This window comes from Mycobacterium sp., assembly GCF_049281135.1.
Classification (GTDB): Bacteria; Actinomycetota; Actinomycetes; order Mycobacteriales; family Mycobacteriaceae; genus Mycobacterium.
In genome coordinates, this window is record NZ_JBAPRN010000316.1 from 1 (window position 1) to 23,059 (window position 23,059).

The 23,059-nt window shown below is 64.0% G+C and carries 19 protein-coding genes; 5 read left to right on the top strand and 14 right to left on the bottom strand.

Annotated features, from left to right (window positions below; all coding sequences use genetic code 11):
* Positions 1–361, top strand: a 361-nt coding sequence (locus WAN02_RS12775; RefSeq protein ID WP_422264542.1) for a helix-turn-helix domain-containing protein, incomplete at its 5' end; no start/stop codon positions are given.
* 92 nt (positions 362–453) lie between these two features.
* On the opposite strand, the gene WAN02_RS12780 is transcribed toward WAN02_RS12775, so the two are convergent.
* The 8 genes from WAN02_RS12780 to WAN02_RS12815 all read right to left on the bottom strand — a co-directional run bounded on the left by WAN02_RS12780 (position 454) and on the right by WAN02_RS12815 (position 11,182).
* A complete protein-coding gene (locus WAN02_RS12780; protein ID WP_422264543.1) occupies positions 454–1,014 on the bottom strand; it encodes a carboxymuconolactone decarboxylase family protein in 561 nt (186 codons plus the stop codon).
* Between the two features lie 13 nt (positions 1,015–1,027).
* Positions 1,028–1,957, bottom strand: a complete 930-nt coding sequence (locus WAN02_RS12785; protein WP_422264544.1) for a VOC family protein — start codon at positions 1,955–1,957, stop codon at positions 1,028–1,030.
* Between the two features lies 1 nt (position 1,958).
* On the bottom strand, positions 1,959–2,828 hold the full coding sequence (locus WAN02_RS12790; RefSeq protein ID WP_422264545.1) for a fumarylacetoacetate hydrolase family protein: 870 nt from the start codon (positions 2,826–2,828) through the stop codon (positions 1,959–1,961).
* Between the two features lie 8 nt (positions 2,829–2,836).
* Positions 2,837–4,630 carry an FAD-dependent monooxygenase gene (locus WAN02_RS12795; RefSeq protein ID WP_422264546.1) on the bottom strand — a complete coding sequence of 598 codons (1,794 nt, stop codon included), beginning with the start codon at positions 4,628–4,630 and terminating at the stop codon, positions 2,837–2,839.
* Positions 4,631–4,677: 47 nt separating this feature from the next.
* Entirely contained in the window at positions 4,678–5,781 is a 1,104-nt protein-coding gene (locus WAN02_RS12800; protein ID WP_422264547.1) for an alpha/beta hydrolase fold domain-containing protein, read from the bottom strand.
* Entirely contained in the window at positions 5,774–7,621 is a 1,848-nt protein-coding gene (locus WAN02_RS12805) for a flavin-containing monooxygenase (RefSeq protein WP_422264548.1), read from the bottom strand. The genes WAN02_RS12800 and WAN02_RS12805 overlap by 8 nt, the downstream gene beginning before the upstream one ends.
* A 217-nt stretch (positions 7,622–7,838) precedes the next feature.
* On the bottom strand, positions 7,839–9,305 hold the full coding sequence (locus tag WAN02_RS12810) for an aldehyde dehydrogenase (RefSeq protein WP_422264549.1): 1,467 nt from the start codon (positions 9,303–9,305) through the stop codon (positions 7,839–7,841).
* Positions 9,302–11,182, bottom strand: a complete 1,881-nt coding sequence (locus WAN02_RS12815) for an AMP-dependent synthetase/ligase (protein ID WP_422264551.1) — start codon at positions 11,180–11,182, stop codon at positions 9,302–9,304. Before WAN02_RS12815 ends, WAN02_RS12810 begins: the two co-directional genes overlap by 4 nt.
* 499 nt (positions 11,183–11,681) lie before the next feature.
* Here WAN02_RS12815 and WAN02_RS12820 point away from each other — a divergent pair, with 499 nt between their 5' ends.
* Positions 11,682–12,125 carry a nuclear transport factor 2 family protein gene (locus WAN02_RS12820; RefSeq protein ID WP_422264552.1) on the top strand — a complete coding sequence of 148 codons (444 nt, stop codon included), beginning with the start codon at positions 11,682–11,684 and terminating at the stop codon, positions 12,123–12,125.
* Between the two features lie 54 nt (positions 12,126–12,179).
* A complete protein-coding gene (locus WAN02_RS12825) occupies positions 12,180–13,277 on the top strand; it encodes an NAD(P)-dependent alcohol dehydrogenase (protein ID WP_422264561.1) in 1,098 nt (365 codons plus the stop codon).
* 151 nt (positions 13,278–13,428) lie between these two features.
* Here the strand turns inward: WAN02_RS12825 and WAN02_RS12830 are convergent, their stop codons facing one another.
* Positions 13,429–15,828 carry a CaiB/BaiF CoA transferase family protein gene (locus WAN02_RS12830; protein WP_422264553.1) on the bottom strand — a complete coding sequence of 800 codons (2,400 nt, stop codon included), beginning with the start codon at positions 15,826–15,828 and terminating at the stop codon, positions 13,429–13,431.
* Between the two features lie 37 nt (positions 15,829–15,865).
* Entirely contained in the window at positions 15,866–17,473 is a 1,608-nt protein-coding gene (locus WAN02_RS12835; protein WP_422264554.1) for an acetyl-CoA acetyltransferase, read from the bottom strand.
* Between the two features lie 232 nt (positions 17,474–17,705).
* On the opposite strand from WAN02_RS12835, the gene WAN02_RS12840 reads away from it, so the two are divergent.
* Positions 17,706–18,287: a TetR/AcrR family transcriptional regulator gene (locus WAN02_RS12840; protein WP_422264555.1), complete on the top strand. Its 582-nt coding sequence runs from the start codon at positions 17,706–17,708 to the stop codon at positions 18,285–18,287.
* Positions 18,288–18,435: 148 nt separating this feature from the next.
* Here the strand turns inward: WAN02_RS12840 and WAN02_RS12845 are convergent, their stop codons facing one another.
* From WAN02_RS12845 to WAN02_RS12860, 4 genes are all read right to left on the bottom strand, one after another.
* A complete protein-coding gene (locus WAN02_RS12845; protein WP_422264556.1) occupies positions 18,436–19,164 on the bottom strand; it encodes a 2-keto-4-pentenoate hydratase in 729 nt (242 codons plus the stop codon).
* Positions 19,165–19,255: 91 nt separating this feature from the next.
* Positions 19,256–19,915, bottom strand: coding sequence for a cysteine hydrolase family protein (locus WAN02_RS12850; RefSeq protein ID WP_422264557.1), 660 nt, complete (start codon positions 19,913–19,915; stop codon positions 19,256–19,258).
* Positions 19,916–20,027: 112 nt separating this feature from the next.
* On the bottom strand, positions 20,028–20,423 hold the full coding sequence (locus WAN02_RS12855) for an indolepyruvate ferredoxin oxidoreductase subunit alpha (protein WP_422264558.1): 396 nt from the start codon (positions 20,421–20,423) through the stop codon (positions 20,028–20,030).
* Positions 20,424–20,613: 190 nt separating this feature from the next.
* Positions 20,614–21,471, bottom strand: coding sequence for a hypothetical protein (locus WAN02_RS12860; protein WP_422264559.1), 858 nt, complete (start codon positions 21,469–21,471; stop codon positions 20,614–20,616).
* Between the two features lie 462 nt (positions 21,472–21,933).
* On the opposite strand from WAN02_RS12860, the gene WAN02_RS12865 reads away from it, so the two are divergent.
* Positions 21,934–23,059 (top strand): aldehyde dehydrogenase family protein (locus tag WAN02_RS12865; protein WP_422264560.1); only part of this gene is annotated, 1,126 nt, incomplete at its 3' end.

Consider the following 23,059-nt stretch of genomic DNA (forward strand, 5'->3'; position numbering starts at 1 on the left):
GCCGGGCTCTAAGCCGATCCGCAACGCGCTGGAACTGATCGAGAGTCAGCCCACCGAGATCGATACGGTCGCCGACATCGCAGCGTCGGTGGGTTTGAGCGTCCGTGCACTCGACAACGGCTTTCACCGCTACGTGGGCATACCCCCGATGGCCTACCTGCGTCAGGTGCGCATGGCGCGGGCCCACGACGAACTCCTGGGCGCCGACCCCGAGGTGACCACGGCAAGCACCGTCGCGCGCAAGTGGGGCTTCGGCCACTATGGCCGGTTCGCTGCGGACTATGCGCGCCGGTTCGGCCGCAAGCCCTCTGAAACGCTGCATGGCCGGCGGCCGACACCCGCGGCTCGGAGCCAGGACTAATCACCCTGCAGCACAGCACGACCAGCCTGAGATCGGGCTGCGCGGCCGGCGGCCAACACTGACAGAGCTATGCAAGCCTCGCCCCGGAACGCCTATCCCGCATCGAGGTTGGCTACCGCCTCAAACGCGTCGAGGGTGGTCGGCTTCTGGACTTCAATGTCCAGCACGGTGCAGATCCTGCCGAAGCCCCAGTAGAAGCCGATCAACTGAACGATCTCCACGATCTGGCGTGGCGGATAGAAACGCTGCAGGGCGGCAAGGCGCCGAGCGCTTACCCGGGGTCGGTTCAGTACATCGGTCACAAACCCGATCAACACATTTTCGGCCTCGGGCAAGGCGGCCGGGTTGACGGTGCCATCCCAGATAGTTTGCCGCAGAACAGGATCAACGCCCGCGGCAGCCGAAATCGGGATGTGCTGTTGGTACTCGAACTCGCAGCGACCCTTCGCGGCAACAGTGAGGGTGACCAGCTCGCGTGCGCGCTCGGGCAGTTCCAAAGCGGTGAACTGCGCCTGGGCCAGCCGCAGAAAGTGCTCGGTGAGTACCGGTGAGTGGGCCAGCATATCGATGGCGGCAACACTGGGCATCGCGGCGAGGATGCCCGCCAGTGGCTCGGGAATCTCGGCTGGATCGGGATAGCTGATTTTGGCCATGACTGCCTTTGATTCAGTGCAGTCCGGCCATCAACTCAGCCAGGTCATCTGGCTTGATCATTGACGGCGGCATGGGCGGACCCCAATGGTTGGGCGATTTGTCCAATCCCCAGATACCGGGTTCCCAGATCTGATCGTCGATGATCTCGTCCATGTCGGAGTAGTACTCGGTCATGTTGCCCGCCGGATCACGGAAGTACCAGAAGTAGTTCGACCCGATCCAGTGGCGCCCGATGCCCCACACGTGGCGCTCGGGATGCTCTGCGAGCAGATCCTGTGCGCCGCGACCGATCTCGTCGATGTCGTCGACTTCCCAGGACGTGTGATGCAGATGTGGTACGGGTGCGGCCTGCACCAAAACATTGTGGTGATCAGGTGAGCACCGCATAAAGGCGCCGATGTCTTGGACTTCGTCGCTGATCCGAAACCCCAAGCCTTCCATGAAGAATCGTTTGGACGTGTGGTAGTCGGTGGACCCGAACACCACGTGACCCAACTTGCGGGGGCGCACTCGTGTCTCGCGATACAGCGCGGGTGCCCGCACGTCGGGGCGGCGGATGTCGCCTGGGTAATTCTGTTCGGCGATCTGGCACTTCTGCTGCAGCGGCTCGGCTAGCGCAATCTTGACCGCGATTCCAGTCGCGGGCTCGACGGTGGCCAGTTCCGAGCCGTTCACGCGCGCATCGACGTCCAGGCGCGCCAGTCGTGACTGAATGCTGTGCAGGTCGTCGCGGTACTGGGCGGCCACCCCGATTTCGACGAGCCGACGAATCGGTGAGTGCACCAGGACCAGCTGTTCGCCGCCGTCCACGGTGCTGAACCGCCGTTCGGAGGCCGTGGTGTGTCCCGGTACCGGGGTCAACCCGAAGTCGGCGTAAAACGTCGCGGCTTCATCGAGGTTGGGCACGCCGATCTTGAGGTGGGTGAGCCGCTGTAGTGACATGTCACACGTCCTTTCGTGGTGATGAAGTCTGGGCGGAGGCGGCCACGAACGTGTGGCGCATCTCCCCCACGCCCTCCAGCCGGCTGACCAGCACGTCGCCGGGCCGTATGTAGCGCGGAGGTTGGCGAGTGTGCCCGACACCCTCCGGGGTTCCGGTGAAGATGACGTCGCCGGGGCTCAGCGGAAGCACCGAGGACAGCTCGGCGATCAGCTTGGGAACCGTATGGACCAAGTCGGCGGTGGACGCCTTCTGCACAACGTCTCCGTTGAGAAGGCAGCTCAGCTGCAGATCACTGGGGTCGTCGAATCCGTCGGGGGTGACCAGGAAGGGGCCGGTAGGACTGAACCCGGGAAAAGACTTGCCCATACTCATCTGCGGCAATTGTCCGAGCAATTGGGTGGTGCGTTCCGAGAGGTCCTGGCCGAGGGTGAGCCCAGCGACGTAGTCCCAGCCCCGTTCGGGGGGGACGTGAAACGCAGTGCGGGCCACTACGACTACCAGCTCGACCTCCCAGTCCACGGTGTCAGCAGGCAGCGTGACCACGCCGTTGGGCGCCGCAAACGACGAGACATACTTGGTGAACACCATGGGCCATTCCGGCACGTCCAGACCGCCCTCGGCGGCGTGAGCGCGGTAGTTGGCTCCTATGCCGAAGACTTGTTCAGGTCGTGGCGCCGGCGGCCCAAGCTCCTCGGGCGAGTACGGCTGGGGTGTGCCTGGCTGCTGGGCAGCCCACTGGCAGAATTCATCCCAGCGCCGGTACACCGCTTGCGGGTCAGACGAAAACGTTCCTCCACTGGCCCGCTCGACGTCGACGGCGCCGCCATCGCGGAAGAGGTTCAATCGGCCGTCAAGATTTCCGATACGCATGGCTCACTTCACCTTTCGTTGGTGGCAAGAATCTGATCGAACGCGGCGTTGAGCACCGCCGCGGGATCGCTGACCGCCTCAGTGGAGCGAAACGCGATGAACCTGTCGGGGCGGACCAGCACAACGCCGGCCGAGCTCACCCCGCGATGTTTGAGCCAGGCGCAGCGAACGTCAACATGGTCGACATCGACGAACCCCACTCGCGTGGTCCGCAGCGGGATATTGCGCTCAGCGGCGATCTTCGATGCGGCTTCTACCCAGTCCAGACCGTCTTCACCGGCGATCAGCACGAAATGGCCGCCATGCACCAGCGATCCGAGGGCGAGGCGGCGGCCTTCGCGTTCGACCCAGGCATGCGGCAGCGAGCTTCCGGGTCTGGTGCTTGGTTGGTAAATGCGAACCGGGTCAATTCGGACGGGTTCCGGGGACGAATCGTCCACGATGGCCGCCGAACTGTAGGTGTATCCGAAATCGACGCCGTGCTGGCGGAATTCGTAACTATGGGATGCCACGGCCTCACCAAGCTTGTGTCGGCGGCGCGGGGAATCGGGCAGGTCGTCCCACAGTGGACGCAGCGCCTCCCAGTTCTCCTCGACCGATTTCGCCGGCGACAATCCCAGCGCGTTGACCACCGTGTCGTGGTTCATCGCTGCGGAGACCGCCGTCAGGATGTTGACGAAATCAACGGGCCGGCGTTCAGCCTCGTAGCTATCCAACAGCGCGGGGCCCGCGCGTCCCTGCAGCACTGCGGCCAGCTTCCAGCACAGGTTGTAGGCATCGTGGAAGGCGCTGTTGAGGCCCAGTCCTCCGGTGGGCGGGTGGCGGTGGGCGGCGTCGCCGAGCAGAAACACTCGTCCGGCTGAGAAGCGTTCCGCTAGAACACCTTCCATCACCCATTTGTTGACGTTGTGCACGGTCGGGGCAAAATCGGGTATTCCCAGCGACTCGCCGACACGTTTGATCACCTTGGCCGGGTCAGAGGCATCGGGATGTTCATAGGGGTAAGGCAGCACGGCCAGCCACTCTTCGGACCGCGACCCCCAATGGTCGGGCCCCACACCGATAAGCACACAGCCGTAATCGAGGTGTTCGGTGACATCGGGGTTGTAAACCCAACGGATCATCGAGTCGTCGTCGCTGAAGTAACCCGACAAGTCGGCCGAAATGTGGGCGTTGACGACGTGACGCAGGTTGGTGATTCCCTCCATCGGGATCCCGACGAGGTCCCCAACGGTGCGCCCGCCGTCGGCACCGAGCAGATAGGAGCACCGCACCCGGTACTGCTCGTTGGTGGAGCGGTCCAAGATCGTGGCGGTGACACCGTCACCGTCCTGCTCGAGATCGATCAGCTCATGAAAGAACCGAACGATGCCCTCAGCGCGAGATTCGGCGAATTCCTTGAGGATGGGTTCCAGCCGTATCAAGGGCAGGTTTGCCGATGGACACGGGCTCGCGGCGATGTAGTCGGGGTCGGTATAGCCGCCGCCCCATCCTTCGGCAGAGGCCAGTCGGCGGCCGTGGCGCTCCGGGGGGCCCTCACCGGCCAAACCCGAGTACCAGGAGACCGTGCGGATGTTCTCCACGGGCGCACTGCGGGCCAGGATGTTGGGGGCCACTCCGATGTCGGTGAGAATCTCCATGCTGCGTTGGTTGAGCACATGAGCCTTGGGCAGCCGCGATGTCTCGGCATAGCGCGATACCAGCAGTGTCTCGACGCCTAGCTGCGACAACAACATTGACGCGGTGAGTCCCGCTCCGCCACCTCCGACGATGAGCACCGGGACGGTGATGTCTGTGGTCACCATGTCTCCTTAAACGCGTTCGTGCAGCGGACCGCCCGCTGCCGTGGTTAGAGCTGAGCGGCGAACCCGCGGACGTCGCGGATCGTGGCGGCGTACACATCGGGCATGGCGGCGGCGAAGAACACGTCACCAGCGTGCACGGTGCCGGCCACCATGCGCCCGACGGCGCTGACACCGTTGCGCAGCAGGCGACGCTGGTAGCTCAGCCCTTCGTCGCGCAGTGGATCGAGTTCGTTGACCGAGACCACGTGTGCGGGCAGCCCGACAAGGTCGGCGTCGCTGGCGCGCTGGGGCCAGCACAGCGCTTCGTCACCGTGGGTCGCCAGTGGGTCATACAGTGTGCCCATCACCGCCAGCAGCGCGCAGGAGATCAGATAGCCGTCATTTTCGGTTTGCGACGGCAGGTCCGCGGGTTTGTCCCAGGGGCTGGCGATCATGGGGGCGATCGCGTACACGCCGTCGGGTCGGCGGCTCCACTGTTGGCGGTTGGCCCTCAAAGCCACCGCCAGTGCCAGGTTCCCGCCGCCGGACTCCCCTGCCACTACGACGGGGTCAACATTCAGGTCGGTGCGGTGCTCCAGCGCCCACATGGTGGCCGCCGTGCAGTCGTTGAGGCCGGCCGGGTACGGGTGATTGCCAAGTTTGCCTGCGCCGTTGCGGAACTCCACCCCGATGACCACGGTCCCCTGAGCGGCCAGTTCGTCGCGCCAGCGTTCGTAGCATGGGTCGGAGGCGCCGAGGATGACCCCGCCACCGCCGTGAAAATGCACCACACAGGGCAGCGGTCGGTTGCTGGGCTGGAGGGTGGGTCGATGGATGCGCAACGAGATGTCGTTACCGTCGGGGCCGGTGATGATGGCGGTCTCCTGCGAGACTCCCGTGACGGGTGCCAGCCCCGCCAGCAGCGCGTCGAACAGTCCGCCGAAGCCCGCCTCGGTTTGGGCCGCGTAGTCCAACAGCGCCTCGCGTGGCGAATCCGCCGCGACGGGTAGCGGTGGCGATTGGCGGTCGAGACCGAATGCGGCCAGCGCCGCAACCATGCGTGGATCGGCGCGCGGATCGTCGCGCAGATCGCCTTGCCGCAGCGCTCGGCTCGCCGCCGCATTGTCGCTGGCATTCGGGTCCATCGTGCCGGTCGGCGATTCAGACATCGTGACCATGGCTCTGGTCGGTGGGGGCGGCGAATCCGAATTCCAGGTCGCGTGTCATCCCGTCGGACCGCCAGGCCGCGAGCAGGCCGACGTACTCGATGGGGCCCCCACCATAGGCGGTTGCGAACACGCTGGGTTCTTGCTTGGCGTCGCCGTTTTCATTGTTGTACGCGCCGGGGGTGCAGTTGCGACTGGCTTCGGGATTGAAGGTGGACTTCTCGGCGATCACTTCACCCCAACGTTTTTCCGCCTCGGGTCGCACCTCCACGGTGGTTGCGCCGCGGCGCAGCCCGTGGTCGATCACGTGCGCGACATGGGCGGCCTGGTCACCGAATACCAGCGGCTGATTGATCGACACAGCCGCCTGGTGCAGCCCACCGATGATGAACAGGTTCGGAAACCCGTTGACGTAGATTCCGTGCAGCGAACGCACGCCCTCGGAGCGATGCTCCGAAAGTGTCTGGCCGGTGGGCGAGTGGACTTCGAATCCGCCCGATCGGGTTGCAGCCACGCCGAATTCGAAGCCGGTGGCGTAGATGATGCAATCAACGTCGTATTCGCGTCCGTCGAACACAATGCCCGTCTCGGTGATCCGGTCAAGACCCCTGCCTTCAGTGTTGACAAGCGTGACGTTGGGGCGGTTGAACGTCGGCAGATAGTCGTCGTTGAATCCGGGTCGTTTGCAAAACCGGCCGTAATACGGCTTGAGCGCCGCGGCGGTAGCAGGGTCCTCGACTATTTCGTCCACGCGTGCTCGGATGCGCTCCATCTGCGCGAAATCCATCGTTTCCAACAGCGCCGCGGCGGCTTCGGGTGAACCGGCGGCACGGGCCTCAGCGCCCCCACCCCAGATCGTGGTCCATTGATCGCCGATCAGATCCACGTCCTCGGGCATCCCGGCCAGGATGGCGTCGAAGTTCTCCATCCGTCGCCGCTGCCATCCACGGTCCTGGCGCGCCACCCAGCCCGCCTCGAGGGGGGCGTTGTCGCGGCTGTCAATGATTGAAGGGGTGCGCTGAACGACATACAGATGTCCGGCATCTCGGGCCAACATCGGCACGATCTGAATCCCGCTGGACCCGGTTCCGAGCACGGCGACGCGTTTGCCGCGCAGCCGGTCAAGCCCCCCGCTGGGGCCGCCGCCGGTGTAGTCGTAATCCCATCTGCTGCTATGGAACTGCTTGCCCTTGAAATCGCGGATACCCGGGATCCCAGGCAGCTTGGGCCGGTGCAGCGGCCCGCTGCCCAGCACCAGGAACTTCGCCCGGATCTGGTCACCGCGGTCAGTGGACACGACCCACCGCGAGTCGTGATCCGACCAGTGGACATCGCTGACTTGCGTTTGCAGGTAGGCGTTTTCGTACAGCTCGTACTTCTCGGCGATGCCCCGCAGATGGGCGGCGATCTCGGCACCCGGTGCGTACTTGACCGACGGCGTGTAGTCGAACTCCTCCAGCAGCGGCAAGTAGATCAAAGACTCACAATCGCAGGCGATTCCGGGATAACGGTTCCAGTACCAGGTCCCGCCGAAGTCCGCCCCTTTTTCGATGAGTCGGAAGCTGCTGATCCCGGCGCGGCGCAGTTCCACCGATGTCAGGATCCCCGCAATGCCGCCGCCGACGATGAGCACGTCGACCGTCTCCACCGACGGGTCGCGAATGATGGTGTCGGTGACGTTGGGATCGCGGGCGAAATCTTCGAACTGGCCTTCGACGGCGATGTACTGTGCGTTGCCTTTGGCGTTGAGCCTTTTGCTCCGCTCCAGTTCGTATCTCGAGGCGAGCTGACGATTGCGGTCGCGCTCGACCGCGCTTGTTGAGCTATCGACGATGCTAGACAAGTGCCATCCTGACTGACTGGAGCGTGGCTCACCCCGCGGGTGAACGTTCGATGGAACTCAACATAAGTGGCTAAAGTCAGGCGGGACAGCCAGTTTACGCAAGGAGTAATCCGCCGCTGGCCGAACGTGATCTCGCAGTGTGCCTGCGGGCGAGGGAGAGATGGAATCCTCCGATGGCCGGGGCCTCTCTGGGCCTGGCCCTGTCACAGGTCGGCGATCAGCTTCTGTGCGCGGCGGCGGACGGCAGATACACCGTCTTGGGCTGCAGGTAGGCCTGTAGCCCTTCGGGACCCAGCTCAGAGCCAATGCCGCTGGCTTTGATTCCGCCGAATGGTGCAGCCACGTCGAGCTCATAGCAATTGACACCGACGGTACCGCTCTCGAGCTGCTGGGCCAGAGTGATACCGGTGGCCTCATCGGCTGTCCACACTGTGGCTGCCAACCCGTAGTCGGAGTCGTTAGCCAGCGCGACCGCGTCATCGATGTGGTCATAGGCCGTTATGCACAGCACCGGCCCGAAGATCTCCTGGCGTGCAATCACCGATGAATTATCCACATCGGCGAATACTGTTGGCGCCACGTAGAAACCGCGAGTTCGGTCGGCCGGTACCGACCCGCCGGTGGTGATCCGTGCCGCGGTTTGCCGACCAGCTTCGATGAAGCCCAGGACACGTTCGCGGTGGGCGGCACTGACCAGCGGACCGATCTGGGTGTCCTCCCCTAAGGGGTCGCCGACCCGTAAGGCCCGCACGGTGTCGGTGATTGCGTCGACGATCTGGCGATAACGGGCCCGGGGCGCCAGGATGCGGGTGCTGGCATGGCAGGTCTGCCCGTTGTTGGGCAGGCACACCGCCGGCAGCTGCTGCAGGAAATCCCCAAGATCGGCGCTGTCGGTCAAAATCGCCGCGGATTTCCCGCCGAGCTCGAGGGTGACCGGCCGTAACAGCCCGCCGCACGCCGCTCCGATTTCGCGGCCGGCATTCGTCGAGCCGGTGAACGCGACTTTGTCCACGCCGCGGTGAGCTACCAAGTCCGCGCCGGTCTGGCGCCCACCTGGCACGATATTCAGCACCCCCGCGGGCAGTTCTGCCTCCACTGCGGCTTCTGCGAAAGCGTAAGCGTCCAGCGCGGTTTCGGGCGCCGGCTTAAGGACAACGGTGCAACCGGCGGCCAGAGCCGGAGCCAACTTCATCGCCGCGAGCCCCTGTGGATAGTTCCACGGGGTGATCGCGGCGACCACGCCCACCGGGTCGCGCTGCACCAGCGTGCGGCGACCGGTCTTGCTGGTGCGCACGTCGCGCGCCGGCTGTGTCGGCGCCAGGCGTGCGTAGTAACGGAAGATCGCGGCCGGACTGAACCCGTTGGCAACCCGCGACAGCGCGATCGGCATGCCGTTCTCACGGCTGACCAACTCGGCGGTCTCTTGCGCACGGGACTTGAGAGCGCCGGCGAACCGGTCGAGCAGCGCGCAGCGCTCCTGCACGTCCATTGCCGCCCATGGGCCTCGCAGCGCCTTGCGAGCGGCGCCTACCGCGGCGTCCACGTCGGAGCCCTCGGCAAGGGCCACCCGTCCTAGAAGCTGTTCGGACGACGCCTCGAACACGACGGCAGACGAACCGGTCGTGTCACGCCATTGCCCGTCGATGAACAGCCGCGGCCGCTCCAGCAGCTCAGCGGCCGTCATTCGCTGCGCTCCCGTGTGGGGCCTCCGTAGAGGTCGTCGAGCAGCCGACGGTGGCGGGTCACGATCACCTCGCGCCGCAGCTTCAGCGTCGGCGTCAGCTGCCCGCCCTGCGGTGTCCACTGCTCGGGCAGCAGTGCGAACTTCTTCACCTGCTCCGGACGTGACACTCGGGCGTTGGCGCGATCGACAGCCTCCTGGATGAGAGTGCGAACCCGAGTGCTGGCGATCAGATCGTCAATGTCAGGAGCCGTAGACCCGCCAACCGTGGCGGCGTGCACCGCCGTTGCGTCAATGGTGATCAGCGCGACCAGAAAGGGCCGGCGGTCGCCGTAGACGATTACGTTGCTGATGAATTCGGACTCCAGCAACAGCAGTTCCAGGGCGGCGGGCGCGATATTCTTACCCGAGGACGTGATGATCATTTCCTTCTTGCGCCCCACGATGAAAAGGAATCCGTCGGCGTCGCGACGGCCCAGATCGCCAGTGTGCAGCCATCGTGTGTTCGCCGACGAGTCAGCGCCGGGCACGAGTTGCCCGTAATAGCCCGGTGACACCGTCGGGCCCTGCAGGAGGATCTCGCCGTCCTCTGCGATGTCGACCTGCACGCCGGGCAGCGGCAGTCCGACACTGCCCAGGCGGTAGGCGGCCTCGGTGTTGGTGGTGGCCGTCCCGCAGGTCTCGGTCATCCCATACGCGTCGTAGATGCGGATGCCCAACCCGGCAAAAAACGTCAACGTCTGTTCGGGCATCGGCGCGGCGGCGGTGGCGGCCCACCGCAATCGGTCCAGACCCGCACGCGATCGCAGACCTGACAAGATTTGTGCGTCGGCGCGTGCGAACTCCTCGAGCAGCCCGGGCGAGGCGGCCGAACCATTTTGGTGCGAGGTGACGTAACGACGGCCGGTGTCCAGTGCCGCTTGCACTTCGGCGGTGTTGAATTCGTCAGTGGCCGCACCGCCGTCGTGGAGCAGGGTTTGAATTTTTTCCCAGATTCGCGGCACGCCGAAGAACCGGCTCGGCCGCAGTTCACGTAATTCCTGGGCAAGTTCGGATGCGTCGGCCAACAGCCGGACATGGCCACCGGCCACGTACGGCAGATACATGCTCAACATCCGTTCGGCGATGTGGGCAAACGGTAGGTAGGACACCGAGCTGCCGCCATCGGTCAGGTTGTTGACAGCCAGCAACGCGTTGGCCTCATACACCACGTTGCGGTGAGTGAGCACCACGCCTTTGGGGGCCCCGGTGGTTCCGGATGTGAACACCACCGTGGCCGGCGCGTCGGGTGAGACTGCCTGCCAACGCAGTTCGCACTGACGGGGGTGATCGTCGAGATAGCTCGCGCCCGCATCAATCAGCCTCTGCCAGCTGTGGGTGTCGGACTCCTGGACGGAATCGTCCAGGCTGACGATCAGCTTGAGCTGATCGAGTCCGGCAAGAGCCGGTGCCCACCGTTCGAGCTGCTCCGCAGCTTCGACGATCAACGCCGTGGGGGTGCATTGCGCGGCGGTCGCCGCGATCTGCTCGGCCGCGGCGGTCAGGTGGATCGGAACCGGTATCGCGCCGGCGTGCAGGGCTGCTGCGTCGGCAACGATGTGTTCGATGCGGTTGGACGCCATGATCGCGACACGATCGCCGGCCGATACACCGCGGGCGATCAATGCGGCGGCGGCCCGGCGCGTGGTCACGCGAAACTGTCGCCAGGTCAGGGTCCGCAGCTGCCCTGCCGGACCCAGCCGATCGGAGTAGGCGAGGTCGTCGCCGCAGCGCTCCGCAGTGTCGGCGAGCACCGTGCACAGGGTGTGGCCCTGGCTAAGGTGCAGCACATCGGGATCCCGTACGAGCTGTGTTGCGTTGCTGTTCAACACGTTCTGCATTCACGATCCAGGCTGGCCAAGCTCGTCGATGCTCGCCTTGAGGCGCCGCAGACGTGAAGGCCTGGCGTGTCGGGCATCACCGGCGAATATCGGCCGCCATCATGGCGTCGGCCCGGCCAGGGTTGCAGCCGCTCACCACGTCGATTCACGCCTCGAGGTTAAGGGCCGGTGCAGTCGTTAAACACGGGTACGCCGGGAGTGCAGCCAGATATGGATGCCGTCCGGCGCGAAGCGGATGGCATGCGGCTGAGGCGGTTTTCTACAGTCGGACGTGCCGGGAACAACGGGCGATTCCCGGCACGATCAGGCGAATGTTGAGCTAGCAGAAGTCACGTGGTGATGACCGGGCCAAGCGCCACAGCGTTGGGTGTGCTTCCCACGGTCACGCGCCACCGGCCTCGATGTCAGACCTCAACAGCGCCGCCCAAACGAACCCAGGCGGGGTCGGTGGCACCCCTGGGGTGCGGCCGGGTCGTCCGTGATCATCGGTGGAGGCATCATGAATGACCCTGTTGCAGCGACATCCGACGCCGGCGGCCTGGCCACTATCCCCGCGATGCGGCGAGCAGTGATCATGGACGTGTTCGCGACTATGGACGCCGGTGACGTGGACGGGATGGTCGCACACATGACCGACGACGTAAGCACCCAATTCGGTAACCAGCCCGAGGTCTCCGGCAAGACTGCGTTCCGGGCGCTGTTCACGCAGGTCGGCCAGGCCATTGTGGGGCTGCGCCATGAGGTGCTCGACCTCTTCCATGCTGTCGAAGATTTCGACGTGTGGTTTGTGCGGCTCCGTGTCTCCTACCACCTGCTTGACGGCAGAACGGTCACCTTGCCGTGTTGCAATTTGTTTCGGATGCGGGGTGACCTCATCTCCGAATACCGCGTGTACGTGGACATCGGTCCGGTCCTGGGCGGGGCCGCGGCGAGCGGTGTCTGACTTGACGCCCCGACGCGCTGCCGCCGCGGGCGCTGGCGGATCTGTGTGACCAACATGCAGATCACCGCCGCCGTGCTACGCGATCGCACCGGCCGCTACGAGATCGAAGATGTCACGCTGGCCGATCCGGGGCCCGGGGAGATCTTGGTGCGCATTGTCGGTGTGGGCCACTGTCACACCGACCTGCTGGCGCGCACCATCCACTCCCGCAGCGCGCTGCCTCTGGTGGTCGGGCATGAAGGGTCCGGGGTTGTGGAGACGGTCGGCGCCAACACCGCCGGCATCGCGGCAGGCGATCATGTTGTGCTGTCCTACGACTCATGCCGTCGGTGTGTTAACTGCCTGTCCGGTCACCCCGCTTACTGTGACAGCTTCGTGCGCCGCAACTTTGGTGATGCCCGCGCCCATCTACCCGCTGTGATGCACGACAAGCACGGACTGCCGGTGTTCGCGCGATGGTTCGGGCAGTCCTCATTTGCCACGCACGCCCTTGTTGCGGCGCGCAACGTCACCAAGGTCGACAAGGACCTCCCGCTGGAGCTGCTCGGGCCGCTCGGATGTGGAATCCAGACCGGCGCAGGCGCAGTGATTCTTTCTCTGGGAGTCGGGGCCGGCGAGAGCGTCGTGATCGTGGGTGTGGGGGCGGTCGGCCTGAGCGCGGTGATGGCCGCGACACTATGTGGTGCTGATCCGATCATCGCCATCGATCTGAGCGTGGGGCGCCTGCATCTGGCGCGGGAACTCGGTGCGACACATACGATCATGGGTACAGACGGCGACGCGACCGCACAAGTACGTGCGCTTACCGACGGCGGCGTTCAGTACGCCCTGGACACGACAGGAGCTCCCGCGGCGATCGCAGCCGCGATCGGATTCCTCAGGTCTACCGGTGTCTGCGGGCTGGTCGGTCTTTCGACCGACGCGTTGGTCCTGCCTCCAGGCGCGCTGGCAGTCGGCCGCACCGTGACGGGCATCGTCGAGGGAGATGTCGTGCCGCAGACCTTCATCCCCCGGCTGTTGCGGCTATGGCGGCAAGGCAAATTCCCGTTCGATCGGTTGATCACCACATTTGGACTCGACCAGATCAACGAGGCTGAAAAAGCCGTGATCAGCGGTGACATCATCAAACCCGTACTGCTTCCCGGGCTTTAGACAGCATCCTGCGGCGACCCCGACCTCACCCCTTGCAAAACGCCGACCGCGGTCAGCGCCGTTCACCACGGTGATGTTCACGCTGCAGCGCACGAAGCCATCCTTGCTCATACGCCCAGCTGGAACTGATCAGGTCAATGCACCCGAGGGGCTAGGCGGGGGTTTGTTGCACCTCCAAGACCCCGGCGTCGATCAGCTCATCGATGGCCGAGTCGCTCATTGTCAGTACCTCGCGGCAGATCTCGCGGGTGGCGGCGCCTAGCAGCGGCGCGGCCCGCAGCAGTGGTTCGGGAATCGCGTCGAAAAGCGCTGGACCCCTGGTGACGTCGAAGGGCTTGTCGTGGCCGGGCTGGACAAGCGTGCCGAGCTGGCATCGCGCAGCCAGGTGCGGATCGGTCAGCAGGTCGCCCACATGTGTGGCGGCGCCGGCGGCGACGCCGGCGCCCTGCAGGATTTGTTGGGCTTGCGCCGGTGCAAGTTGCGCCGCCCAGTGCCCCACCGCCGCGTCGAGCTCTGCGCGGCGCGCGACTCGCCCGGCCACGGTGGCATAGACCGGGTTGGCGGCCAGGTCAGGGCGGTCAATGGCAGCCGCCAACAAGGCCCAGTCGCCGTCGCCGTCGATGTTCACCGCACAGTACGCATCCTCACCGGCGCACCGGTATACCCCCGATGGCGCGTCAAATTCACCGGAATTTCCTTCTGCGACAAGCGTTCCGGGCAGCAGCGATTCGCGCAGGTACTCGGTGGCCATCTGCATGAACACGGTGTCCATCTGGGACAGTTCGATACGACAACCCGTACCTGTGCGCTCGCGTTGGATCAGCGCAGCCAACACCGCGGCGGTCCCCACCCGGGCCGCAGCGTGATCGGGATAGACGGTGTTGTGATCCCCGAAGCCGTCCGGCGCGTCGGGATGTCGCCACAGTGCCGTCAGGCCGACCGCCGACCGCACCAGCGGCCCGTAGCCCATGCGGGTAGCCCACGGGCCGTTGGCGCCGAAGGCACTGCTTTCCACCATGACGATCCGAGGGTTGATGGCCCGCAGCTCCTCATAGCCCAAGGCAAGCGATTCCATGGTCCCGGGCCGGAAATTCGTCAGTACCACATCCGATTTCGCGACCAGCTCACCGAACAACTTTTTGCCGGCAGCACTGCGCAGATTCAGACCCAGACTTCGCTTACCCCGATTGCCGACCGCAAAATTGTATCCACAGCGACCTGGCCGATCACTCTGGCGCATCCCATCGACGAATGCCCGGTTTTCGACCTTGATTACATCGGCGCCCTGATCGGCCAACTCCCGTCCACTCTCTCCGCCGACCACGATGACTCCCAAGTCCAGCACCCGAATACCCTGCAGCGGGCGCAGAACCGATGTAAAGCGGGTGTGGGGTGGTCGACGATACGGATGAGACGCGATCTCGGCGGCGTGCTCGTCCAGGCGCGGGGCCCGATGCCGGAAGCCCATCCGGGTGCCGTCGAATGCGACGCAGCCATTGGCCATCGCGCCATGCAGGTTCGGCGCAACCTCGACCCAAGCGAACGACTCTCGTTGGCGCACATGATCGTTGTCAAGCATCTCCGCGGCGGTGTGCAGCGCCGCCACCGCAATCCCCAGTTCGGCGCCGCGCGCGACGATCTCGTCTCTCGTCTTGTCGGCGAACAGTTCCTCGATAGCGCTGCGGATCGCGGCCCAGTTGCGATGCCGCATCCCCATCTGGTCGTAGGCTGCGTCGGTGAACTCCGCAGGGTTGCCCATCCAGCTGAGCAGGGCCCGCCACTGCTTGGCCGAGCCGATGAACATCCGTACATAGCCGTCTGCGCAGGCAATGACCGGATACAGGAACCGTAGGTCGGGCCGTCCCGGCGGCTGCTCAGAAAGTCGTCGACCCCCGCTGGCCGACCCCCCCATCCCGAAACCGGGGTCAAGATCTTGCACCACCAGGTCCAGCAGGGAGCAGTCGACGTACTGACCGTGCCCGGTTCGGCGCGCGTGGTAATAAGCCAGCAGCGCCGCGAAGGCACAGTGGATGGCCGCTGTTTGGCCGCCCAACTCGCCCGGGGGGACCAGCGGCTCGCGGTGGGCCGCTCCCGAGCGGGTCAACGCGGAGGACATCGCCACCAGCACCGCCTCACTGGAGCGCCATCGGCGGTACGGGCCGGTCTGGCCGAAACCGGTGACGGACACCACAACAAGTGCCGAGTTGCGTTGGCGCATGACATTTGGTCCCACACCCAAAGCGTCTAACTCACCGACGGGTCGGGATTCCAGCACCACATCGGCGGTATCGGTCAGATGCAGCAACGCGGTGCGCTGCTCAGCGCTACTGAGGTCCAGCACGATGCCGCGTTTGTTGAAGTGTCCGGTCGCAAACCGCAGGCCGTGCCCGTCGTGCCGGGGATGAGCACGTCGTGAGGTCACACCCTCGGGCGGTTCGACGAGCACCACATCAGCACCCAGATCGGCCAGAAAACGTCCGGTCACCGCGGCGACACCATCGGTGAGGTCGACCACCCGCACGCCGTCGAGCGGAAGTCTCCCGTCTGACATCGGCTCTGTCACCCCCAAGCTCGCGACGCGCCTGCGGTCACTGTAACGGCCCGACGACGACCGCCCCGTGGGAGGCGTCGTGGGTGACCGGGCGCCTTGACATGCCGACACGGTTTCCCGCGTCGAGTGCGCTCACGTAAATCGGCTGCCCCACAGGCTCATCTGCGCTCTGCAGCATCCCCAACAACTCATCATCATCTTCTACCACTTTGGCGACGAATCGGCTGTCGTCAGATTTCAGCCGCCCGATCACTATCCCGGTGGTCCCCTTGCGGCCGTAGGCGACGGTATAGCTCTCGATGGTGGCCCAGCCGCTCGCACGCTCGGTCACGGTCGGCGCATCAGCGTCGTCGATCTCGCGCTGCAACAGCGCACTGCGATCAGGCCGCCACGGTGTGGGAGTGGTGCTGTAGACGCCGACAGATGTTTTCGACAGCATGCCGCCGTTCGCCGAAACCAACGCGAAACTGCCGGCACGGCTTCGTACCCGGGCTACGGCCTCGGCGATGGCGTGCATCGAATAGTTGTTGCCGGCTCCGCCGAAGAACGGTAACCCGCCGGTCAGAGTCAGGCCGCGCGGATCAGACGCGGACAGGCCCAAGGCGTCGATGATGTTGGAAACAGCGATCGGAAAACAGCTGTAGAGGTCAAAGAAGTCGATGTCGTCAAGACCCAATCGGGCGACCGCCAGTGCGTGGCGCACCGCGGCGCCCGCCGAGGGGGCCTGGCCGAGCTCCCCACGCTGCAGCAGGGTGCGCTCGACCAGATCGGCTTGCCCATGCAGAAATACCCACTTATCGTGCGCCACCCCGAGGCGCTGGGCGGCACCCGCCGAGGCCAACAGGACCGCCGCGCCTTGGTTGACTTGGTCGCGCGCGACCACAAAACGTGGGTAGGGGTCGGCGATCATCCGGTTGCGCTCGGTAACGGTAACCAGCTCGTCCGCGCTGCGCCGGATCGGGGCAGCCGAAAATGGGTTGCGGGCAGCTACTTCGGTGAACGGGGCCAACAACTCGCCCATCGCCGCGGCATACTCGGCCCGGCTACGGCCCTGCGCGGCTCGGCGTGCGTTCTCCAGCAGCGCATATTGGGTTGCCGGTGCGCCGACACCGTGGGCTACCAGCGCCGGTGTGACCAAACCGGCCAACCCGAACCCACGGTCCTCGATAGACCCGACAGGATCCTCGGAGAAGTCTGGTTTGTGCACGGCACCGGCGTAATGGCGAATCGTGGAGATTGCCTCGGCGCCCACCAGCAGCACCACGTCTGCCAAGCCCGCCGCGATCGCGCGACTGAACTCGCTGACCAGGCGCTGGGGGGACTGTCCGCCAACGACATCCAGGACTGCTCGTTGCGGTGCCGCACCGAGCCGATGTGCCACCGACAGTGGGAACTTCGTCGACTTACCCAGCGGGGCAACCGCGCGGGCCGAGGAGTTCTCGAACTGGCGGGTGGCGGCGATGGTGTCGACGGCGGCTATCACCGCGTCAGCATTCGTTTGCGAGTCGGCGACCGCGGCGCGAGCCGCCTGGACCGCCAACGCGATTGGCGACAAGCCGGCATAGCCGGGGTCCTCGAGCCGCTCGGCGACCTGCCCGACACCGATCAGCACAGGTGTTCTCGGGTCCAGCCCGGCAGCTGACATCTCAGCTACCGCCGGTGCCTGATGAGCCGTCCGACATGCCAACGCCCAATTCGACGCGTCCGGCACGCAGTGCCGGCCGGTCATTTTGAGACCAAAATCCGATCGTCATCGCTTTCCTATAAGCTAACGTATATTAGCTATATGAGATCGCAACTGATACAGCGTAGTCAACCCAGGAATACTGTGCGTATGGTCACCAAAGCTAATTAGTGTTAGCTGACGGAGGAAGGTCATGAGCGGCAAGAGCAGTGTGCGCTCCGAGGAGATTCGCCGCGCAGCACTCGAGCTGTTCACGCGACAGGGCTACGAGGCCACCACCATGACTGACATCGGTAATTGGGTGGGCATCCGCGGCCCCAGCTTGTACAAGCACGTCACCTGCAAACAGGAGTTGCTCGTTCAGATCATGGCGGGCACCATGACAGCGCTACTCAGCGAGCATGACCGCGCTATTGCCGGTACCGATGACCCCACCGAACGGCTGCGCCGAGCCGTCGAGGCGCATGTGCGGTATCACGCCCGTCACCGACTCGAGGCGTTCGTCGGCAACCGCGAAATCCGCAGTCTCGAAGAGCCACAACGAGATGCCATCCTCGCGCAGCGCGCCAAATACGAGGCCAGATTCCGCAAGCTGATCACCGACGGTGCGGCCGTCGGGAAATTTCACGTGGCATCGCCACGACTTGCCTCCTACGCGATCCTGGATCTCGGTATGGGCCTGGCGGTGTGGTTCCGCGAAGATGGTGAACTCAGCGAAAACGAAATCACATGGCAGTACGTCGATTTTGCGCTTCGTTTGGTGGGTGGGGGATGAACCAGCCAACCCGGATTTCCGCAACGTCATCGATATCAACCTCAATGGCGCCTAATACGTGACCGGTCAAACGATCGTCGTGGACGGCGGCGTCACCATCACCTGAAACTGCCCGCCGCGCCGGTCAGTCTTGCTGCGACAGCACAAATCAGTGTGTCAAATGAAACTTGACGTCGCCGAGACCGTCGAACGATGCCACGATCGAATTTTCCGCCGAGACACGCACCAAGGTAGTAAACGAGCCTGACATCACAATGTGGCCCTCCTCCATGGCTACGCCAAACTCCGCCAGTTTGTTCGCAAGCCACACGACAGCCAGCACCGGGTTACCCATTACCGCTGAGGAGACTCCGTGGGCACTTGGCCGGCCGTCAATCGTCAGCGTGCCGCCGACGCCGCGCACATCAATCTGGTTGAGCTTACGGGGCATCGACCCGAGAACGACACCGCCACACCACGCGCCATCGGCGACGCTGTCGACGATTAGCGGGCCAGGGCCTCGTCGAGAGTAGCGTCTGTCGACGATTTCGATCGCGGGCAGAACGAAATCGGTTGCCCGCATGACATCGACGGGGGTGACCCGCGGTCCACGCAGCGACTTGCCGAGTACGAAAGCGATCTCGATCTCCACGGCCACGCCAGCGTTGAACCGCGCGCACGAGACCGAAGATTCCTCCGGGATGAACATATCGTCGAACAGCGTCCCAAAGTCGGGCCCTTCGCCCCCGGCGAGATCACGCGTCACTTGCGAGGTCAGGCCGATCTTGTGTCCTTTGATGACTTGTCCTGACGCGATCTTGAGATCGTTGACGGCACTGGCGATCGCGTACGCGCTAGGGAGGTCACAATCAGGATGCGTCTCGGTGATTGGCGGCACATAAACCCGATCGCAGCTGGCTCGGTAAAGGTCTCGTGCCAATTGAGCGCAGACATCTTCTGACAGTCGACCTTTCGCAGGCGTACTCGCACTATTCATCATCTTGGAAATCCGTGAGGCTCACCGTTCCGATGCCGCGGTCGCTCGGTGTTGCATTGCTCCAAGCCCCGGCCAAGCTCGGCAAGTCGCGAGTATCGATCACGTTGACCGACTGCGGAAGAAGGCGTTCGACAAGAACGTCATGCAGCTTTGGGTCGTGGTCGGCGATCGTATCGGCCAACAGGTAGATTTCGTAGTCGCGATCGAGGGCATCCCGCACCGTTGACAACACGACACCGCTCGTTGAGACGCCAGCCAGGATGAGCGTATCTATGCCCAGCTCTTGCAGCAGGCGATGCAGCTCAGTGGTGCTGAATGCACCAAACCGCGTCTTACGTACCACGAGTTCGCCCCCTTGGGGAGCAACGCGGGAATGGATCGCCGCCTCGGGGCTGCCTTCTGCAAATGTTCGACTCTCGACAACCTGCCGAAGAGCCTTGTTGTGAGTCGGCACCCTCTCGAAATCTTCTGCTGTGAAGGCCACCCGCACGTGGGCCACTTGGACTCGCTGCTGGCGTGCCCACCACAGCGCCGCTTCCGCCCGCGACAAGACATCGGCCGAATTCGCGATGGTGTCAAGAACCCCGTACTGAAAGTCCAGCAGAAGCAGAGCCAGCCCGCTCGCGCCGGCCGGGACTACGGGAGCGGTCACTATCGTGTCCTGTGCGGGCGTCGCCTAGTCCAACCACCGTGCTCACATGTCAGGTCATCGCTGGGCCTGTCGCTTCGACGCGCCGTGCGCGCAACGACCGTCGTGGCCGTGCTCAACACTGCTGAGCCCCTCCGCCCGAAGGATACGTCGTACCGGGTTGCCGCTCGCCGCACGCGGCCAAGACGGTGATGGCTTGTGTATCAACGCCTATGGGACCGAGCGGAGATGCACCTCGCGGCGTCCCCAGTGCCGCGCTGCGCCCCGGCAAAGGGTGCGTGAAAAACTCGGCATTGTCGGCGACATTCCACTCTCCCGATGTGCCAAGCAGTATGCGGGCGGGCATTGCCGCCTCCACCGGGCAGGCCTGTTCGCACGCTCCACAGTCGATGCATTCGACAGGGTTGATATACATCTTGCGGTCGCCTCGGTAGATACAGTCCGCCGGGCAATCCTCTATGCAGGACCTGTCAAGCACGTCCATGCATGCTTCGGTGACGACATAGGTCATGACAGCCCGTTTCCCGAGTCAGAAATCGATTGGCTTCGCACGTCCAGCCCTCCGCAGCGACCTTTATTGGAACACATTGTCAGTCAACTGAATTGGTGATCGCGCGGCGGTGGGCGCGACAACCAAGAACGCGTGACATCCACCGCCGCCGGTCGCGAGGCTGCACTGTCGAATCCAGAACGCAGGTTGGTCAGAATTCACTGAAGGGCATTCCGCTCGCCCCCTTTGCGCACAGGTGAATGACCAGCAACTGGGTGTCTTCCTCGGCAAGGACGCTAGCTCGGTGTGCGCCCGGCGAGACATAAAGCAGTGATCGACTGCCGTACGTTTTTCCTTCGTACGTAATCGCGCCGTTGACGACATCCCACACTTGCTGGCTCTGCGACACTGCCTCCGGCAGCCTTGCTCCAGCCGCGAATTGCAGCAGCTTTACGTTGGGACCGCGTTCGGTGAAAAACCCTAGGTGCTTGATCGTCACTCCCGGAGCGCCGTCGACCTCAGCTGCGTCGATCACGGAGCTTTTGACGTGCACCTGATTGTCGAAACGTTGGGGGCTATAGGTAAGCGGCCCACCATTCATGAACTCGGCGATCGCCTCGTATCCCTCCTGCACGCGGCCGTCTGGGTGCACGAATACCCCGCCCTTGGACTTGTCGAATTGACCGCCGCCCTTGACGATTTCCTTCGCCGCCGCCTGCATTTCGTGGATGGCGATGAATTTGCCGTTCACGCTCGGGCCGGGCCATTGAAGAACGAACATATGGCCATCGCGGTACTGCACGGGCCCGTAGGGAACACTTTCTGGGAAATACACAAGGTCGCCGGCTTCGGCTTGTTGGCGGCGCCCGTAGGACATCGATCCTGCAGTCACGAACCGGATCTGGTCCATCGCGTGGAAATGGCGAGGCTGCAGTGCATCGTCATGCATCACTACCTGCGCGGCACCGAGATTGAGTTCGGTATCGGAGCCGGGGTAGTACCAATTTCGCGTCGGCTCAACGATGCGTCGCCAGTCCGCGGTTATCGGCTCCTGCTCATCGAGTGGCACAGCGCGGGCGCTGAGAAGTTGTGCGGTCATTCTCGTCCTGCCTATCGATAGTGGACAACTCAACACAGACACCCCGGGATTCGCATGACGTGCGGACCGAGTACTGCCCGCGCGCTGTCGTGGCGTCCATTGACCGATCGTAGCCACAGGGCTACAGTTGGTCAATACCCACGGTCGAGATGCCCTGCACTTCGAGGAGCGGCGAAGCGTTTCTGCGTCACACACCATCACCCTCTGCACTCCCGCGGCACCTCCCGGAGGGAGAGCGGCATTCCCCATGTCGGCAGCATCAGCGTAAGTCGTTTCGTCCGAACAACTTTGGACTGCCGACCACGATGGGTCATCAGTTCTCGGCCGCATCTTCACCCCGCCTTAGCCGATATCAGGTCGTGAACGCCGCAGGCGTACTGGACTATTCACTATTTACTTGCGTAATCCATTGTCTGCTGCCATCATTCATCCATGTCAGTGGATTCGGTTAACTTGCTAGTGCATTGGATTGATGGCGTGGCTATCGCCGGTGACGCGGAATCAATTGAAGTTGTCAATCCCGCGAACGGCGCGATTGTCGGCCGGATCCCCGAGGGCACCAATCACGACGTGGACGATGCCGTCAGAGCCGCGCGGTCGGCGCTGCCGGGATGGTCCGACACGCCTGTTGCAGAGCGCGTCGCTATTGTTAAACGGATCTCCAATGAGCTAGAAGCCCGCTCCTGCGAGATCGCCGAAAGCATCACTGCCGAAATGGGTTCGCCAATCTCGTTTTCCCAGACCGTCCAGGTCGGCCTACCGATCCGCTCGTCGGGCTCGGCTGCTGGTGCAGCTGAAACCTTCAGCTGGACACAGCAAATAGGCAACTCCCTGGTGATCCGTGAGCCCTTCGGCGTTGTCGGCGCGATAACCCCCTGGAACTACCCGCTGCACCAAATCGTTGCGAAAGTCGTGCCAGCGCTGCTCGCCGGTAACACAGTCGTTCTAAAGCCCAGTGAGGTCGCGCCGTCCAATGCGGGGATCCTCGCGGACGTCGCCCGAGATTCAGGGCTTCCAGCCGGAGTTCTGAACATCGTGTACGGCAGAGGGCCCGTCGTCGGCGAAGCCATCGCAGCCCACCCAGGCATCGACATGATTTCTTTCACTGGATCCACTAGGGCGGGCAAGCTCGTGTCTGCGGTGGCAGCTCGCACAGTCAAACGCGTCTCGCTAGAACTAGGTGGCAAGTCAGCCAACATCATTCTGGAGGACGCCGACATACCGACGGCTGTCGAGGTCGGACTCGCCAACGCCTGGACGAACGCAGGCCAGACGTGCACAGCGTGGACCCGGATGCTGGTGCCCGCAACTCGGCACGACGAAATCCTTGACCAATTGGTTTCTGCCGCAACGGACTTCGTGGTGGGTGATCCCACTGATATGAATACGCGCATCGGCCCATTGGCATCGGCGGCCCAACAGGAGAGGGTGAAGCGCTACATCGCGATGGGCGTCGCCGGGAATGCCACACTCGCGTTTGGCGGTGAAGGATCCGTGGAAGGACTTGAACACGGCGCCTTTGTAAAGCCGACCATCTTCGGGAATGTCGCCCCTGACG

Bases quoted from the DNA above. Each gene is read 5' to 3' on its own strand.
- WAN02_RS12780 (WP_422264543.1), bottom strand. From the start codon at position 1,014: ATGGCCAAAATCAGCTATCCCGATCCAGCCGAGATTCCCGAGCCACTG.
- WAN02_RS12785 (WP_422264544.1), bottom strand. From the start codon at position 1,957: ATGTCACTACAGCGGCTCACCCACCTCAAGATCGGCGTGCCCAACCTC.
- WAN02_RS12790 (WP_422264545.1), bottom strand. From the start codon at position 2,828: ATGCGTATCGGAAATCTTGACGGCCGATTGAACCTCTTCCGCGATGGC.
- WAN02_RS12800 (WP_422264547.1), bottom strand. From the start codon at position 5,781: ATGTCTGAATCGCCGACCGGCACGATGGACCCGAATGCCAGCGACAAT.
- WAN02_RS12810 (WP_422264549.1), bottom strand. From the start codon at position 9,305: ATGACGGCCGCTGAGCTGCTGGAGCGGCCGCGGCTGTTCATCGACGGG.
- WAN02_RS12815 (WP_422264551.1), bottom strand. From the start codon at position 11,182: ATGCAGAACGTGTTGAACAGCAACGCAACACAGCTCGTACGGGATCCC.
- WAN02_RS12820 (WP_422264552.1), top strand. From the start codon at position 11,682: ATGAATGACCCTGTTGCAGCGACATCCGACGCCGGCGGCCTGGCCACT.
- WAN02_RS12825 (WP_422264561.1), top strand. From the start codon at position 12,180: ATGCAGATCACCGCCGCCGTGCTACGCGATCGCACCGGCCGCTACGAG.
- WAN02_RS12830 (WP_422264553.1), bottom strand. From the start codon at position 15,828: ATGTCAGACGGGAGACTTCCGCTCGACGGCGTGCGGGTGGTCGACCTC.
- WAN02_RS12835 (WP_422264554.1), bottom strand. From the start codon at position 17,473: ATGTCAGCTGCCGGGCTGGACCCGAGAACACCTGTGCTGATCGGTGTC.
- WAN02_RS12840 (WP_422264555.1), top strand. From the start codon at position 17,706: ATGAGCGGCAAGAGCAGTGTGCGCTCCGAGGAGATTCGCCGCGCAGCA.
- WAN02_RS12855 (WP_422264558.1), bottom strand. From the start codon at position 20,423: ATGACCTATGTCGTCACCGAAGCATGCATGGACGTGCTTGACAGGTCC.